The 15,009-nt window shown below is 48.3% G+C and carries 15 protein-coding genes; 3 read left to right on the top strand and 12 right to left on the bottom strand.

What is annotated here, in order from left to right:
- Window positions 1–293 precede the first annotated feature (293 nt).
- Together BC349_RS05960 and BC349_RS05955 are read left to right on the top strand one after the other, a co-directional pair.
- Window positions 294–1,847: a sensor histidine kinase gene (locus BC349_RS05960; protein WP_246456793.1), complete on the top strand. Its 1,554-nt coding sequence runs from the start codon at window positions 294–296 to the stop codon at window positions 1,845–1,847.
- A gap of 53 nt (window positions 1,848–1,900) precedes the next feature.
- Complete coding sequence (locus BC349_RS05955; protein ID WP_187255798.1) at window positions 1,901–2,143, top strand: hypothetical protein; 243 nt, start codon at window positions 1,901–1,903, stop codon at window positions 2,141–2,143.
- On the opposite strand, the gene BC349_RS05950 is transcribed toward BC349_RS05955, so the two are convergent.
- The 8 genes from BC349_RS05950 to BC349_RS05915 form a co-directional block, all read right to left on the bottom strand.
- Window positions 2,144–2,851 carry a sulfite exporter TauE/SafE family protein gene (locus BC349_RS05950; protein WP_187255797.1) on the bottom strand — a complete coding sequence of 236 codons (708 nt, stop codon included), beginning with the start codon at window positions 2,849–2,851 and terminating at the stop codon, window positions 2,144–2,146.
- Window positions 2,851–3,291: a FixH family protein gene (locus tag BC349_RS05945; protein WP_187255796.1), complete on the bottom strand. Its 441-nt coding sequence runs from the start codon at window positions 3,289–3,291 to the stop codon at window positions 2,851–2,853. Before BC349_RS05945 ends, BC349_RS05950 begins: the two co-directional genes overlap by 1 nt.
- A 10-nt stretch (window positions 3,292–3,301) precedes the next feature.
- Window positions 3,302–4,711 (bottom strand): cytochrome c oxidase accessory protein CcoG, encoded by a 1,410-nt coding sequence (ccoG, locus tag BC349_RS05940; protein WP_187255795.1) that lies wholly within the window; start codon window positions 4,709–4,711, stop codon window positions 3,302–3,304.
- Window positions 4,712–4,732: 21 nt separating this feature from the next.
- Window positions 4,733–5,938: a cbb3-type cytochrome c oxidase N-terminal domain-containing protein gene (locus tag BC349_RS05935; protein WP_187255794.1), complete on the bottom strand. Its 1,206-nt coding sequence runs from the start codon at window positions 5,936–5,938 to the stop codon at window positions 4,733–4,735.
- A 22-nt stretch (window positions 5,939–5,960) separates the two neighbouring features.
- Complete coding sequence (locus tag BC349_RS05930) at window positions 5,961–6,128, bottom strand: CcoQ/FixQ family Cbb3-type cytochrome c oxidase assembly chaperone (protein ID WP_187255793.1); 168 nt, start codon at window positions 6,126–6,128, stop codon at window positions 5,961–5,963.
- Between the two features lie 22 nt (window positions 6,129–6,150).
- Window positions 6,151–8,274, bottom strand: coding sequence for a cytochrome-c oxidase, cbb3-type subunit I (gene ccoN / locus BC349_RS05925; RefSeq protein WP_187255792.1), 2,124 nt, complete (start codon window positions 8,272–8,274; stop codon window positions 6,151–6,153).
- A gap of 20 nt (window positions 8,275–8,294) precedes the next feature.
- Window positions 8,295–8,459 (bottom strand): cbb3-type cytochrome oxidase assembly protein CcoS, encoded by a 165-nt coding sequence (ccoS, locus tag BC349_RS05920; protein WP_187255791.1) that lies wholly within the window; start codon window positions 8,457–8,459, stop codon window positions 8,295–8,297.
- Window positions 8,460–8,542: 83 nt separating this feature from the next.
- Window positions 8,543–10,927 (bottom strand): heavy metal translocating P-type ATPase, encoded by a 2,385-nt coding sequence (locus BC349_RS05915; RefSeq protein ID WP_343063650.1) that lies wholly within the window; start codon window positions 10,925–10,927, stop codon window positions 8,543–8,545.
- A 130-nt stretch (window positions 10,928–11,057) separates the two neighbouring features.
- On the opposite strand from BC349_RS05915, the gene BC349_RS05910 reads away from it, so the two are divergent.
- Window positions 11,058–12,113, top strand: coding sequence for a response regulator (locus BC349_RS05910; RefSeq protein WP_187255789.1), 1,056 nt, complete (start codon window positions 11,058–11,060; stop codon window positions 12,111–12,113).
- Between the two features lie 5 nt (window positions 12,114–12,118).
- Here BC349_RS05910 and BC349_RS05905 read toward each other — a convergent pair whose 3' ends face one another.
- The 4 genes from BC349_RS05905 to BC349_RS05890 form a co-directional block, all read right to left on the bottom strand.
- Window positions 12,119–12,538, bottom strand: a complete 420-nt coding sequence (locus tag BC349_RS05905; protein ID WP_187255788.1) for a hypothetical protein — start codon at window positions 12,536–12,538, stop codon at window positions 12,119–12,121.
- Between the two features lie 10 nt (window positions 12,539–12,548).
- On the bottom strand, window positions 12,549–12,965 hold the full coding sequence (locus BC349_RS05900) for an Hsp20/alpha crystallin family protein (RefSeq protein WP_187255787.1): 417 nt from the start codon (window positions 12,963–12,965) through the stop codon (window positions 12,549–12,551).
- Between the two features lie 213 nt (window positions 12,966–13,178).
- Window positions 13,179–13,565, bottom strand: coding sequence for an RNA-binding S4 domain-containing protein (locus tag BC349_RS05895; protein WP_187255786.1), 387 nt, complete (start codon window positions 13,563–13,565; stop codon window positions 13,179–13,181).
- A 58-nt stretch (window positions 13,566–13,623) separates the two neighbouring features.
- The gene (locus tag BC349_RS05890; protein ID WP_187255785.1) at window positions 13,624–14,991 is read right to left on the bottom strand and encodes a dipeptidase; all 1,368 of its coding nucleotides are present in this window, start codon (window positions 14,989–14,991) and stop codon (window positions 13,624–13,626) included.
- Window positions 14,992–15,009: the final 18 nt, after the last annotated feature.

Raw genomic sequence — 15,009 nt, 5'->3', positions numbered from 1 at the left:
AATTAATTAATTCCTCATAGGTATTGTATCAGATGCGCTGGCTTTCTAAGGATAGTGGATCATTAAATTGATAGAACAAAGATTACTTGCGATTTCGGAAAATACAAGTAGTCGTGTGGTTTTTTCGATGAATGGAAGCATTTTTCCTGTATTTATACCCATATAGGCCATAATTGCCAGGAATATTCGTAAAAGCACGAATGATGTCCCGTAGTTTTCAGATTATTTTGCATCATTTCCTTATCCAGGTCCGCCATTTTTAAAAATTAACGGAACTACCCTAACTTTCAGCCATGTTCAAGGAGAACCCTTTACCGATAATTCTTTTCAGTTTCGCCGTTATCCTGGCAACGGCTGTAATGCAATACCAGCAACCTGATTATAGTTTTTTTGACGGGGGCTATATCATTGCCATCCTGCTGACCATTTTCCTGAAGGATGACCTTCATACCAGGATCTTCGGATTTACGGGCCTTGCTTTGACGGTGATCTCCATATCATACCCCAATTCGAGCCTTACAACCACCCAGGTGTTGTTGCAACACCTTTTTTCTGCGGTGGTGATCATTATGACAATGGTCCTGGTGATTTACCTGAAAAGGCTTTACCGCAGCCTTGAAAAAGAGGAACAGCAGGTTACGGCCCTGTTTGAATATGCCACCGAAGGAATTGTTCTGACCAACGGGAAAGGCCAGATCATTCTGGTTAACCCGGAAGCGGAAAGGTTATTTGGCTATGAAAAAGCTGAATTGCTTGGGCAAAAGATCGAAATGCTGATACCTCATCGTTATTTGGAGAACCACCACAGATACAGGGAGGAGTTTTACCATGCACCCGGTAACAGGCGGATGGGGCAGGGGCGTGACCTATTTGCCAGGAAAAAAGACAATTCCGAATTTCCGGTGGAAATCAGCCTGAGTTATTTCAGTGATAAAAAAGGTCAGTATGTCATCGCTTTTATCATCGATATTACCCAGCGGAAAGAAGCCGAGCAGAAACTGTTGCAACAGAAAGAGCAGCTGGAAAAGGTGACAAACGATGTACGGAAGCTTAACGCCGATCTTGAAACAAAAGTGGAGGAAAGGACCCTTATCCTGAAAGAAGCCCTTCAGGAACTGGAGCGATCCCAGCATGAACTGGAAGATGCACTGAGTAAGGAAAAGGAATTGAGCGAAATCAAGTCGAGGTTTGTATCGATGGCTTCCCATGAATTCAGAACACCACTGAGTACCATACTGTCCTCTGCCACCCTGATCGGGCGGTACCAGAAAACAGATGAACAGCCTCAACGTGAAAAACATATCCGAAGGGTAAAGGATGCTGTAAAACATCTGAATGACCTGCTCGAGGATTTTCTTTCTTTCGGCAAACTGGAGGAGGGCAAGGTGGAGACCCAGATTACCAATATTGATATCCATGAGCTGGTGCAGGAAGTGGAAGAAGAAATGAAGCCAATGCTGAAGGACAGGCAGGAATTTATTACCCGTTACGAAGGGTCGGCAATGTGCACAACAGACAAGAGGCTGATCAAACACACCCTGATCAACCTGTTCAGTAATGCCATCAAGTTTTCGGAAACAGGGAAGCCGGTGAGGGTAACGGTTGTAACGGCTGACGGAGAGCTGCGGATAGTGGTTCAAGATGAAGGAATCGGTATCGCTAAAGAAGACCAGGAATATCTTTTTGAAAGCTTTTTCAGGGCGAAGAATGCCTTTAATATACAGGGAACCGGTTTGGGGTTACATATTGTTAAACGCTATATCGGCCTGCTGAACGGGACAATTCATTTTGAAAGTGAGCTGAATATGGGTACAACGGTTACTGTTGTCATACCCTGCAGGAAATAGCCCTTCCCGAACCATCCTGTCCGCGGGCGTGTTATTTATTCAAAAGGTAAGGTATGGCCAGAAGCGTAATAGTAACAATAACTGCCACCGTTTACCTGCTGGTGTATATAGTACTGCATGCCCTGGATATCAGGTTTGGCTGGATCCTGTTCCTTTTTTCATTTTCCCCCGCGATTATGGTCTGGCTGGTATTAAGTATCCTTTCGGATCATTCGGTCCACATGAGGGAACTGGAAGATGAGGAAGAATGGGGCTATGCAGACAGGCCCGGCAGGGAAGGGCTGGGTGTTTTCTGATCAATGGCAGGATACTGCCTGTCCCCGGGCAGACTCAAGAACAGGGCTGATATAGGGAATTCCCAGATTCAGTCCGCGTAGGATCAGCAATATGCCCATAACGGCGATCACATAAGGAGTCAGTTGCCTGATGCGGTTGCGCAGGGAAATGCTTGCGAGGTGGCCAAAAAGGCTGAGTGCCAGCATGGCGGGTAAGGTGCCGGAACCAAATGCTGCCATGAACAAAACCCCGTCCGCCACATTATTTGTACTCAGGGCGCCTGCGATGGCCAGGTAAACCATGCCACAGGGAAGCAGGCCATTGGCCATCCCCAGCAGGCCAAAAGAAGCAGGACGGCCATCCTTCAATAATTGTCCCATCCATCCCTGAACCTTGAATTGAAGTTTTGAAAAGATGGTTGGCTGTATTTTACTACGGTCATTCAGGTACTGTATCAGCAGCAATAAAACCAGTATGCCCAACCCGATAGAGAACCAGCGCTGGAATCCCGCCAGGTAAACCTGCCTGCCCATGAGTCCAAAAATGGCTCCCAGGATAGAGTAGGTCAGTATCCTTCCAAGATGGTAGCTTAATACGGCAAACTTTCGCTGAACTGTACCCAGGTGCTGCACAGGCAATGCGAATGCTATAGGTCCGCACATGCCTACGCAATGGAAACTGCTGATCAGTCCAAGGCTTAATCCTGCTATGAAAAAATCCCAACTCATTACTCTACCCTCAGGTAAACTTCATTATAGTATTTTTTCTCCCCGGCAGTCCAGTTGACCCTCACTTTATAACCTGCAGGTACAACCGCTTTGCCTATTTCAAAAGCCTGTTTTCCCTGGCTGTCTGTCTGCAGGGCAATCTTCCGGTCCTTCCTGGAGTCTGCAGCGCAATAAAAATATACTTCACCTGAAACCGCCTGTCCCGTCATCTCACCTGGCAGTTGAAGAACCACCTGTCCATCAGACTGGGCCACGCTGAGTCTGGAGTTCAGCTGATTGGCATTTCGGGAAGCATCAATCACTTCCTGGTAAGCCAGCTCATCCTTGTAATAGTCCTTTGACACAAGTTCAAATTCAGTGTTCAGGCTCATGTACACCAGGGTGCCCATCAGGGCTCCGAATGCCAGGAAAACCAATATCAGTTTATGTCCGAAATTCATTGTCATTTGATTATTCTGCTACAGGTCCAAGGAAATTTGTTTTCACACGGTCAATTCTGTGTTCGCCTTCATACAGGCCAAGTTGCAGGGTTGTTTTGCGGTCCAGGATGGATTTTCTTGGCAATACGATAAAGAAAGAGCCGGACCCCTGTCCTTCCTGTTTTACATGAATGGGGCCGTTACCAATGATTTCGACCTTGCCGTCTCCCCTTTCCAGCCGCACGGTTAAAGGTATGTCTTTCATTGTTTTATTAACCACCTTGATGTTATAGAGGTTGGATACGCTGTCTGTGCCCCTTTCCTGAAACAGCATGCCGGGTGTACGCATAATGGTGGCATCCACATCTTTCCTCGTGATCAGCAGGGTGGACAGGATTACCACCAGTACCAGCAGCAGTGCTGTGTACAATTTCATCCGGGTGGTGTATTTCAGGTGCTCGCGATTCTCAATTCCGTTTTCGGAAGCATACCGGATCAATCCGCGCGGCCGTCCTACTTTATCCATGATATTATCACAGGCATCAATACACGCAGTACAGTTTACACATTCTAGCTGTGTGCCGTTTCGTATATCTATCCCTGTTGGACAAACTTTCACGCACTGCAGGCAGTCGATACAGTCGCCGAGGTGCTGGCTTTCCTTGTCCTTGACCTTTCCCCTGGGTTCACCGCGTTTGTAATCATAGGCAACGATCATTGAGTTGCGGTCCAGCAGCACGCCCTGGAGGCGGCCGTAAGGACAGACAACGGTGCAGACCTGTTCCCTGAAGAAAGCATATACGGCATAAAAAACACCGGAAAAAACCATCAGTGAAAGCAGGCCGACAAAATGTTCGCTTACGGGCTCAGTAATGATCTTCCAGAGATCCTTTACCCCGATGATATAGGCAAGGAAATAATTCGCAATGATGAATGAAAGGAGATAAAATACGACGTGTTTTGTTGTCTTTTTAAGGATTTTATTTGTATCCCAGGGAGCTTTGGCAAGCAATCGCTGTTCATTTGCATCCCCTTCGATGAAGTATTCAATTTTCCGGAAGACCATCTCCATGAAAACTGTCTGCGGGCAGACCCAGCCGCAGAACAGTCGTCCGAATGCTGCCGTGAACAGCACAATGAAAATCACAAAGGACACCATTGCCAGCCCGAAAATGAAGAAATCCTGCGGCCAGAATACCTTTCCGAAAATAATGAACTTCGCCTCGGGGATATTAAAGAGGAAAAGCGGCCTTCCATTAACAAAAATGAATGGCAGGGTGAGGAAGATCAGGAAGAAAATCCAGCTCACATATTTTCGCATATTGGTAAACCTGCCCCTGGGTTTTTGTGCGAAAACCCATTTGCGTTTGCCTTTTGCGTCAACTGTCGCGATCCTGTCGCGGAAACTTTCTTCTATGGTTTCTATGTCCTCTTTTGCCATTCTGTTTTTCTTTTCAGATAATTATTGAGCAGCTTTTGTTACCATGGCCGAATCGCCGGGCGCAGTTGCAGCTGAATCCGCTGCGGGTTTTGCTGCCGGAGCAGCTTCCTCAGTATAGGGTTCGCCTTGTTTTTCCTTGGGGTTCGGTGGATTGGTGCCATGAATTGATTTGATGAAACTCGCCACCTGCGCAATTTTAACCGGGCTCAGGTCTTCCTGCCAGGCACGCATTCCTTTTTCCGGAACACCATACTTGATGGTTTTGAAAATATCATTGATTTTACCGCCGTGTAACCAGTAATCATCGGTAAGGTTGGGGCCAACGGTTCCTTCACCCAGTTTGCCATGACAGGCAGCACAGTTGGTGATGTAAGTAGCCTGACCCGCTGCAATGCCGGAAGCATCCAGCATTACAACCGTATTTTCATCCACATTGCTGGCAGATTTTTTCAGGAACTCTTCCTTCTCTTTATCCGCTTTCGCCATGGCTATCTGGAATTCTTCTTTTGAAGAGGGCCCTGTATGTGAAACATGGAATCTCCACAGGTAAACAGCTGCAAATAGGATGCAGAGATAAAATCCATAGAGCCACCATGGCGGCAATTTGTTGTCCAGCTCTCGGATACCATCGTAATCATGTCCCAGGTCGATATCGGCTTCCTGTTCAACAGGCCTGAATTTGTTGAGCTTTGTCCACCAGTTCTCTTTGGGTGCTTTTGCTGCCGCGGCGATTGCTTCGGCTGATTTTGCTTTCTCAGCCCTGATCAGCAATTGCAGGTTATAGAGCAAATAAAGGATAGCAATTACTTCGAGGAAAAGGACTCCCGTAAGGAAATAAAAAGTTGTTTTGTCGAGTCCGCCGATGGTAGTGGAAACCGCCGCGCCTGCTTCTGCTGCATCCTGTGCCATTGCCGGAGATCCGAGGAGAGAGAGTAATACCAGCAACATGGCTGCAGATCCGACGCCTGCCCTTTCCTTTTTATACTTGGTAATAAATACATCCGCGGCGCCATTCACTACCCATGCCAGTAATACCACTACTATTGCCAGTACAGCGATCATGATTATCAGGGTGAGCGCTAAAGGATTTTCCAGGCTGCTGACAGGGGGAGGTCCCGCTGCGCCTTTTGCCCACACGGGTAAGCAGGAGGTCAGCAGCACCACCAGCAGCGTGGCTACTCTTCCCATAACAGGAAACAAGGCCTTCAATTTATTGCTGAAAAACATACAGGTTGTTTTATTGGTTAGTCTAGTTGTTCTTATCTAAAGGAATCCGGCTGATTTCATCAATGAGGTTCTTATCGGCTTTAAATGCCCAGATAGTTACCAGCAGGAAAAAGACGGAAAAAATCAGGAGTGATCCCAGTCCGTAAATACTGATGCCGGAAATTGATTCGAGATAGTTTATAAACTTCATACAATGAGTTTGATGTTTTTCATTATTTCTCCGCTGTCTGCGCACTCTTGATATCCTTGCCCAAACGCTGCAGATAAGCGATCAGTGCAACGATCTCGTCGTGCTTTCCAACTTCTATTTTTTCCATTTTCAGGTTTATCCGGATGCCATTGGCCTGGTTGTTCAGATCCTTGTTGGCTTTCTCCGCATATCCCTCCTCGTAAGGCACGCCCAATGTCTGCATGGCCCGGATCATTTTCGGTGTCAGTGTGGTGTCGATTTTGTCTTCGAAGAGCCAGCCATAGGATGGCATGATTGAACCCGGACTCATACTCTGCGGATCAAGCATGTGGTTATAATGCCAGCTGTCGGGATACTTGCCGCCTTCGCGTGCCAGGTCCGGACCTGTTCTTTTTGATCCCCACTGGAAGGGGTGATCATACACAAATTCGCCGGCTTTGGAGTATTCCCCATAACGGGCAACCTCATCACGGAAGGGACGGATCATTTGTGAGTGACAGGTATAACAACCTTCCCGCACATAAATATCACGGCCGTGTAATTCAAGCGGGGTATAGGGTTTCACACTGCTGATGGTAGGCACGTTGCTCTTCACCAGGAAAGTTGGTACGAATTCAAGTATGCCCCCGATGGCAACTGCAATAAAACTGAATAACAGCATCTGCATGGGCCTTTTCTCGATCCAGCGGTGCCAGTGTTCCTTGCCATGTGTTTTGATCTCAGTGGGTAGCGGAGCAGCTTCCACTTCTTCATTGGCCACGAAAGATCCTGACTTCATGGTCTTAACAAGGTTGTACAACATAATGAATGCACCGGTCAGGTAAAGCGTGCCACCAATACTACGGGAAACATACATCGGAATGATATGCGTAACGGTTTCCAGGAACTGGAATTTCAGTTGCCCTTCCTCGGTGAATTGCTTCCACATCATACTCTGGGTAAATCCGGCCCAGTACAGGGGAATGGCATATAAAACAATACCAATGGTTCCGATCCAGAAGTGGGTGCCAGCCAGTTTTTTGGAATAGAGCTGTGTGTTCCACATCCTTGGGATCAACCAGTAGAGTACGCCGAAAGTGAGGAAACCATTCCAGCCCAGGGCGCCAACGTGTACGTGTGCAATAATCCAGTCACTGAAGTGGGCGATGGCGTTTACACTCTTCAGACTCAGCATGGGACCTTCAAAGGTGGACATACCATAACAGGTTACAGCCACCACCAGGAATTTCAGCACGGGCTCTTCCCTTACCTTATCCCAGGCGCCGCGCAGTGTGAACAATCCGTTCAGCATACCGCCCCATGACGGAGCAATCAGCATGACGGAGAACACCACACCGAGAGACTGCGCCCAGTCGGGAAGCGCGGTGTACAGCAGGTGGTGAGGACCTGCCCAGATATAAATAAATATCAGCGCCCAGAAGTGGATGATGGAAAGGCGGTAGGAATATACCGGCCTGTTGGCCGCCTTGGGAAGAAAGTAATACATGAGTCCCAGATAGGGCGTGGTCAGGAAGAAGGCCACCGCATTGTGACCATACCACCACTGCACTAGGGCATCCTGCACACCGGCGTACCAGCTGTAGCTTTTCCACATGCTGATGGGTAATTCAAAGCTGTTCACAATATGCAGCATCGCTACGGTAACCCAGGTTGCTATATAAAACCAGATGGCTACATAAATATGGCTTTCCCTTCGCTTCAGGATGGTGCCGAACATGTTGATACCAAAGATCACCCAAACCAGGGTGATGGCGATATCCAGCGGCCATTCAAGTTCCGCATATTCCTTACCGCTGGTATAACCCGCCCAGAGGGTGATTGCTGCCGCAGCGATGATGCTCTGCCATCCCCAGAAATGGATCTTGCTCATCAGGTCGCTGAACATTCGGGCCTTACAAAGGCGCTGGAGGGAATAATAAACTCCCATGAAAATACCATTACCAACAAAGGCGAAAATCACGGCGTTGGTGTGAACCGGTCGCATCCGGCCAAAAGTGGTCGGAGCATAATTAAGGTTGAGCTGGGGGTAATATAACGCAATGGCGGCCCAAAGTCCGGCCGTCATGCCAATAATACCCCAGAAAATGGTAGCAAAGGCAAACCACTTAACGACTTTGTTGTCGTAACTGAACTTTTCAATCTGCATATTGGTGCTTGTTTATCTGGTTATTTGTCGGATTTATCATTAGAAGGTTTGTCGTCAAAAAGGATTCTGACGGGCGGGGAGAACTCATCATCGTACTGGCCGTTTTTTACACTCCAGATGAAACCACCCAGGAAAAGCGCCGCTACGGCAATGCTGGCAATCAGTAACAGAACGATTACACCCATAAAGTGCTAAATTTTTGTAAATGTATTTTCAGGGGCCATGACTGTATTATGACCATACTCACATTTTTCAATGATTTTCATCACTAAAGTTTCAACCACCGGGCTGCCAGGTTGCTGCTGCCGAAGGTCAGCAGGATGATACTGATCGAACTGGATGGCATCAGCACGGCTGCAATCAGGGGTGATAAAGTGCCCTGGACCGCGAAATACAGGCCAACAATGTTGTAGGCAATGCTCATCACAAAACTGGCCAGCACGATCTGTTTGTTGGCTTTTGCCAGCCTTATGAACCGGTGCAGCTTTGCCAGGGCCCCCGATTCCAGTATGCCGTCACTGGCAGGGGTAAACGAATTGGTATCCTCCGCTATGGCAATGCCCATATTACTTTCCTGCATGGCAATGGCGTCGTTGAGTCCGTCACCGACCATCATCACTTTTTTGCCCGCGGACTGCATTTTTCTTACATATTCCAGTTTGTCATGGGGCTGCTGGTTGAACAGCAGGGTGGTGTTTTTGCCGGCCAGGTGCTGCAGGGTCTGGCGTTCCGCCGCATTATCGCCCGAGATAACTGCCAGTCCATATTCTGACTGCAGGTCGTTCAACAGGTCGTTCACCTCGTTCCTGTAGTGATTGCGGAAACTGAAATGTCCGAGCAGGCTGCCATTCCGGGAAACATACACCCGGGTTCCTTCAGCTCCGGCCGCTTTGCCCGTTATGAAAGGAAGAGAACCCAATGCAAAAGATTCCCCGTTTATCTGCCCGCTGATCCCTTTCCCTGTTTGCTCCTCAAAGGCCGATACGGTCAGCTGGTTGCGACCAAGATGCCTGACCAGGGCTTTGCTTAAAGGATGGCTGCTCTGGGACGATAAGGCTGAAATGGCCTGAAGGTCTGATTTGTGAAGCGATTCGCCTTCATATACAACATCATGCCGGTGGGTGGTGGTGAGGGTGCCGGTCTTGTCGAAAACAATGTGGTCTATGGCTGCCATCTCTTCAATGGACTGGGCATTTCGGAGATAAAGTTTATTCCGGCCCAGGATCCGCAGGATATTTCCATTGGTGAAGGTGTTGGATAACAGTAAGGCGCATGGACAGGCGATGATCAGGATGGCCGTTACTGCCGGCCAGATCCTGGTGATATCGTTCACCCACCAGTAAACAGCGGTAAGGATGGCCACTGTTAATACTATATAGGTGAAATACCGGCTCAGCAGGTGCACAAAGGAAACTCCCTTCTCTTCAGGAACTTCTTTTTCCTGCTGGTTCCAGAGGCGGGTCAGGTAGCTTTGTGAAACTTCCTTTACTACCAGCAGTTCCATATTGCCACCGGTCTGCTTGCCACCGGCGTATATGATCTCACCCACCTCTTTCAAAACCGGAAGCGATTCGCCCGTTACAAAACTGTAATCAATGAAGGCCTTGCCCCGGGTGAGGATGCCATCAGCAGGAACGAGTTCTTCATGATGGATCATCAGGGTATCCCCGGCCTTGATGTCGGGAAGGGCGGTAGGTATTTCCTTTTCCTCCTTCAAAACGGTCACGGCAATGGGGAAATAGGAAGTGTAATCGCGCTCAAATGAAAGCTGCTGGTAGGTTTTGTCCTGTAATACCCGCCCGATCAGCATGAAGAAAACAATGCCTGCGAAAGAATCGAAATAGCCGGATCCGGTATTGGTCAGCACTTCAAACACACTGCGGAAAAATGTTACCCAGATGGCCAGCACTATGGGGGCATCAATATTCAGGAACCGGTGTTTCAGGCTTTTCCAGGCCGATTCATAAAACGGCTGTGCGCTGAATAACAGCACCGGCAGTGATAAGATTAGATTCAGGTAGCGGAATGCATTCTGAAGGTTTTTCTCGGCTTCTTCCAGGCCCAGGTATTCCGGAAAACTCATCAGCATGATATTGGCAAAACAGAATCCGGCCACCCCCAGCTGGTAGATCATGGTTCGGGGCAGGCGGGGCTTTTTAGCCTTCAGGTTATTGAGCGAGATATAGGGTTCATAACCGATGCTGGTAAGCAGTTCGGCCACTTCCCTGAGAGATATTTTTTTGTGGTTGAAGATTACGTCGGTTTCCTTCCGGGTGAAATTGACCGTTGTTCTCACAATACCCGGATGAATCCTGTGCAGGTTTTCTACCAGGTAGAGGCAGGAACTGCAGTGGATATGGGGAAGGTAAAATGTGATATGTGTCTGCTCTTCATTACGGAAACTGATCAGTTGCTGCGCAATTCCGGGGTCTTCCAGGAAGGCAAATTTATCCTTACGCACTGCGATACGCTGACTCTGTCCCGGGTTGTTGTTCAGGTCATAATAATCGCAAAGCCCATGCTCATTGAGCAGCTGGTACACCATTTTGCAGCCTTCACAGCAAAAGTTTTTTTCTTCGAGTACGATTTTTCCCTCCTGGCAGTCTTCTCCGCAATGGTAACAGGTGGTTTGTTTTTTAACCTCTACAGACACCAATTTTAATTTGATGCTAAACTACTGTTTAAGCGGGTTTGCCGGGAGTGATGAACCTCAAGTTGGGAACTGATTTTTCTCAATGCCGGCATTTTCGTTTATTTGAGGGTCCCAAATAAACAAATCCTGGATGAAACGCATTCTTATTATTGATGACCATAACGAGATCCGCGACAATATCGCGGAGATCCTGACCCTTGGCGGTTACCATGCTTTTACGGCTGAAAATGGCAAAAAGGGGGTGGAACTGGCGCTTCAGGAGAAGCCCGACCTGGTGGTCTGCGATATCATGATGCCCGAACTCGATGGGTACGGAGTGTTGCACCTGCTGCGTAAAAATCCGGATACGGAACATATTCCTTTTATTTTCCTGACGGCCAAAGTAGAAAGAAGCGATTTTCGCAAGGGCATGGAAATGGGGGCAGATGACTTCATCACCAAGCCATTTGACGATATCGAACTGCTGAATGCCATCGAAATCAGGTTGAAAAAACAGGATATTCTCCAGCATAAATATGGTGGCGATGACAAGGGTATCAGCGACCTGATGCAGGACCTGCAGCAATCCGGACTGATCAGCATGGATCCCGAGCAGTATGAGTCAGACTTTTTATCCAAGCGCCAGCAGGTTTATACAGAAGGAAAGCGGCCTAAGTTTTTATTCTACCTCAAAACCGGCAAGGTAAAAGCCTATCGTCTGCATGAGGACGGCAAGGAATATATTACGAATTTATATAGCCCGGGGGATTATATCGGTTATGTGGCACTGTTAGAAAACAGCACCTATGAGGATACTGCAGAAGTGCTGGAAGATGCCGAACTGGCCATGATTCCCAAGGAAGAGTTCCTCCAGGCTGTGTATAATGACATGGGTATTGCGGGGAAATTCATCAAGCTGATTACACATAATGTAAAGGAAAAGGAAGACCGTTTGCTGCACCTGGCCTATGATTCCCTTCGCAAAAGGGTGGCAAAGGCGCTGGTGGACATCCAGCATAAGTTTAATGGGGGAGAGGATCCGAAGCCGATTGATATTTCCAGGGAAGACATTGCCCAGTTTGTGGGTACGGCTACCGAATCGCTGATCCGGACCCTGAGCGATTTTAAATCAGAGAAACTCATTGAAATAAAAGAAGGCAAGATCCGGATAACAGATCTTGCCAAACTCAGCAACCTTTTGTATTGATAATCCTAGTCTTCGTCCCGCTTTAGCTCGTAATCATCAGCGGGCTGGGGAGCTTTTTCAACCGGACTGGAAATTTCCCTGCCATGGTCATTTTGCTGGCCAAGGGTCCATTTATCCGTCATGGTTGTTTCCAGCCAGAGATTACCCGATTTTCTGAAGACCTGTACGGAAAGTCCAAACCGGTTCCACAGGCTCTGTTCCAGTTCAGACACCGTCAGGCTAGGGTCAATTGGCAGCTCTCCTTCCGTTTTTATGGTGCGGGCATCGCCCACGGTAAGGTTGTGAGAGAACATTCTCTGTGCGGGAGATGGTTTTTCCACCCCATGCATTCTTTTAAAGAATTCAATTTTCAGGAAAGGGAAAAGGTCGTTAAAATCCTTTTGCACTTCCCGCAGGTAACGGTTTTCTGTTATATTGATTGTCATACTGGTTGCATTAATATATGAATACATCGCTTTCTCCTTCTTCAATCGTTAATGAGCTTCTGGGTATGATGATGATCAGTTCGCCGTCTTTATAAAATGCCTGTGCCATTGCGGTATCTGCATCTTCGGGTAATAAAAAACTGCGCTGCCACTCTGAAAAATTATACTCGCAGGAAGCCCTGTCTGTTAAATTATTTTGTTCTTCTTTTTTGCCGCTGACCGCCAGATCCTTCCCCTTTACATGGATCCGGAAGCACTCACGCCCAAGACCGGGAACAGCCAGTTTTATGGTGTATGCCCCCTGGGTTCCTGTCACATTGGCTGCGGGAACCCATTTTGTCTGACGTTTACGCAATCCCTGTATTGCTTCCACTCCGAAAAGTGGTTGCCGGATGCGGTGAGTCCTTTTCGTAACTGCTGCGGCCATAAACAATCGTTTTAAAGGATCCTTGAAAAATATTTTCAATACAAATCTATCGTGTGGGGGAAGTGAAATAAATGACTTGTGGGGGGTGGCTGAATGACTTTTATCAGTGGTAAATATAGTTTGTCACCCGCCGGGTGTGGCAAATCCGCCGGGTATGAGCGGACGGAGAGGCGGCACGCTCTCAATAGATAAGATGGGCGGAAGGCGGCTGGGTCAGGGGGTATCTGTGAAATCGTCGAGATCGCGACGGTCTTTTTTGGTTGGACGCCCTACTTTGCTCAGGCGTTTGCCGGTGTGGAAGCTGGCTGCCTGAAACTGGATGCGATCCAGTTCTTCCTGCGGGGTGTGATCTTCGTAATATTTGATGGCTTCACTATATTGAACCCTGGTTGCCAGCAGTCCGGTTACTTTGATCAGCCATTTGCGGGCTTCGGTTTTTACCTCGTATTCATCTCCAACGACCACATTTCTGGATGCTTTTACAGCAGTTCCATTCAATTTCACCCTTCCTTTGTCAATAGCTTCAGCAGCCAGGCTGCGGGTTTTGAACAGCCTGATGGACCATAGGTATTTATCGATGCGGAGTTTTTCTGTGGACATGCTGCAAAGATAGGCGTCTGACGCGCGTCTGACGTACGTCAGACGCGCGTCAGACGCATTAAATTCCTTCGGCGAAAAACTTGTGGAAATATGGGATGGTCTCAATTCCCTTGTAGTAGTTCACCAGGTCGTATTTTTCGTTGGGTGAATGCAGGTTGTCGCTATCCAGACCGAAGCCCATAAACACGATCTTGAGTCCCAGTTCCTTTTCAAACAGCGCGCTGATTGGTATACTGCCTCCGCCCCTGACGGGGATCGGTTTTTTACCGAAGGTCTCTTCAATGGCGCGCGCCGCAGCTTTGTAGCCATCAGAATCGATCGGGGTCATATAAGGCTCGCCGCCATGGTGCAGTTCCGCTTTCAGTGAAATGTAATCAGGGGCAATCTTATGCAGGTGATCTATCAGCAGTTTGGTAATCTTATCACTCTGCTGGTCGGGCACCAGCCTGCAGGAGATTTTCGCGAAGGCTTTTGATGGCAGCACGGTCTTGGCGCCTTCGCCGGTATATCCGCCCCAGATTCCGTTGAGTTCAAGTGTGGGACGAATACCGGTGCGCTCATTGGTGGTATAACCTTTCTCACCCCAGAGAGATTTCACGCCAAGGTCTGCCATGTATTCCGACTCATCATAAGGAGCTTCCGCCATCAGCTGCCTTTCTTCGGGCGTAACTTCTGCCACATCATCGTAAAATCCGGGAATAGTGATATGGTTGTTTTCGTCGTGCAGGGATGCGATCATTTGTGCCAGGATAGTAATGGGATTGGCAACGGCCCCGCCATACACACCACTGTGCAGGTCGCGGTTCGGACCGGTTACTTCCACTTCGATATAAGACAGCCCTCTCACACCGATATCAATGGATGGGGTATCCATACTGATCATGGCAGTGTCACTGATCAATATGACATCGGCATCCAGCAGGGCTTTATTTGCTTTCACGAAATTGGCCAGGTTAGGGGAGCCTACTTCTTCTTCGCCTTCGATCAGGAATTTCATATTGGTGGGCAATTCACCTGACTGCACCATGGTTTCCATTGCTTTTACGTGCATGTAAAACTGTCCCTTGTCGTCACAGGCGCCCCGGGCGAAGATCTTTCCGTCTTTGATTACCGGGTCAAAAGGCCCGCTGTGCCAGAGTTCCAGCGGATCGGGCGGCTGTACATCGTAATGACCATATACCAGTACAGTCGGCTTCGAAGGGTCTGTGATCAGCTCACCATACACGATGGGATGCCCGGGTGTTTCATAGATGGTTGCCCCGGTGGCGCCTGCGGCCAGCAGGCTGTCGCGTACTGCTTCCGCGCATTTTATCATATCTCCCTTGTGTTCACTGCGCGCACTTACGCTTGGTATTCTCAGCAGGTCGAGCAATTCGTTCAGGAACCTTTCCTTATGCTGTTCCTGGTATTCTTTCCATGCATTCATGTTCATGTATTTAGCGCC

Source organism: Flavihumibacter stibioxidans (genome assembly GCF_014332695.1).
GTDB classification, from domain to species: domain Bacteria; phylum Bacteroidota; class Bacteroidia; order Chitinophagales; family Chitinophagaceae; genus Flavihumibacter; species Flavihumibacter stibioxidans.
This window is presented reverse-complemented; position numbering and strand designations above follow the sequence as displayed.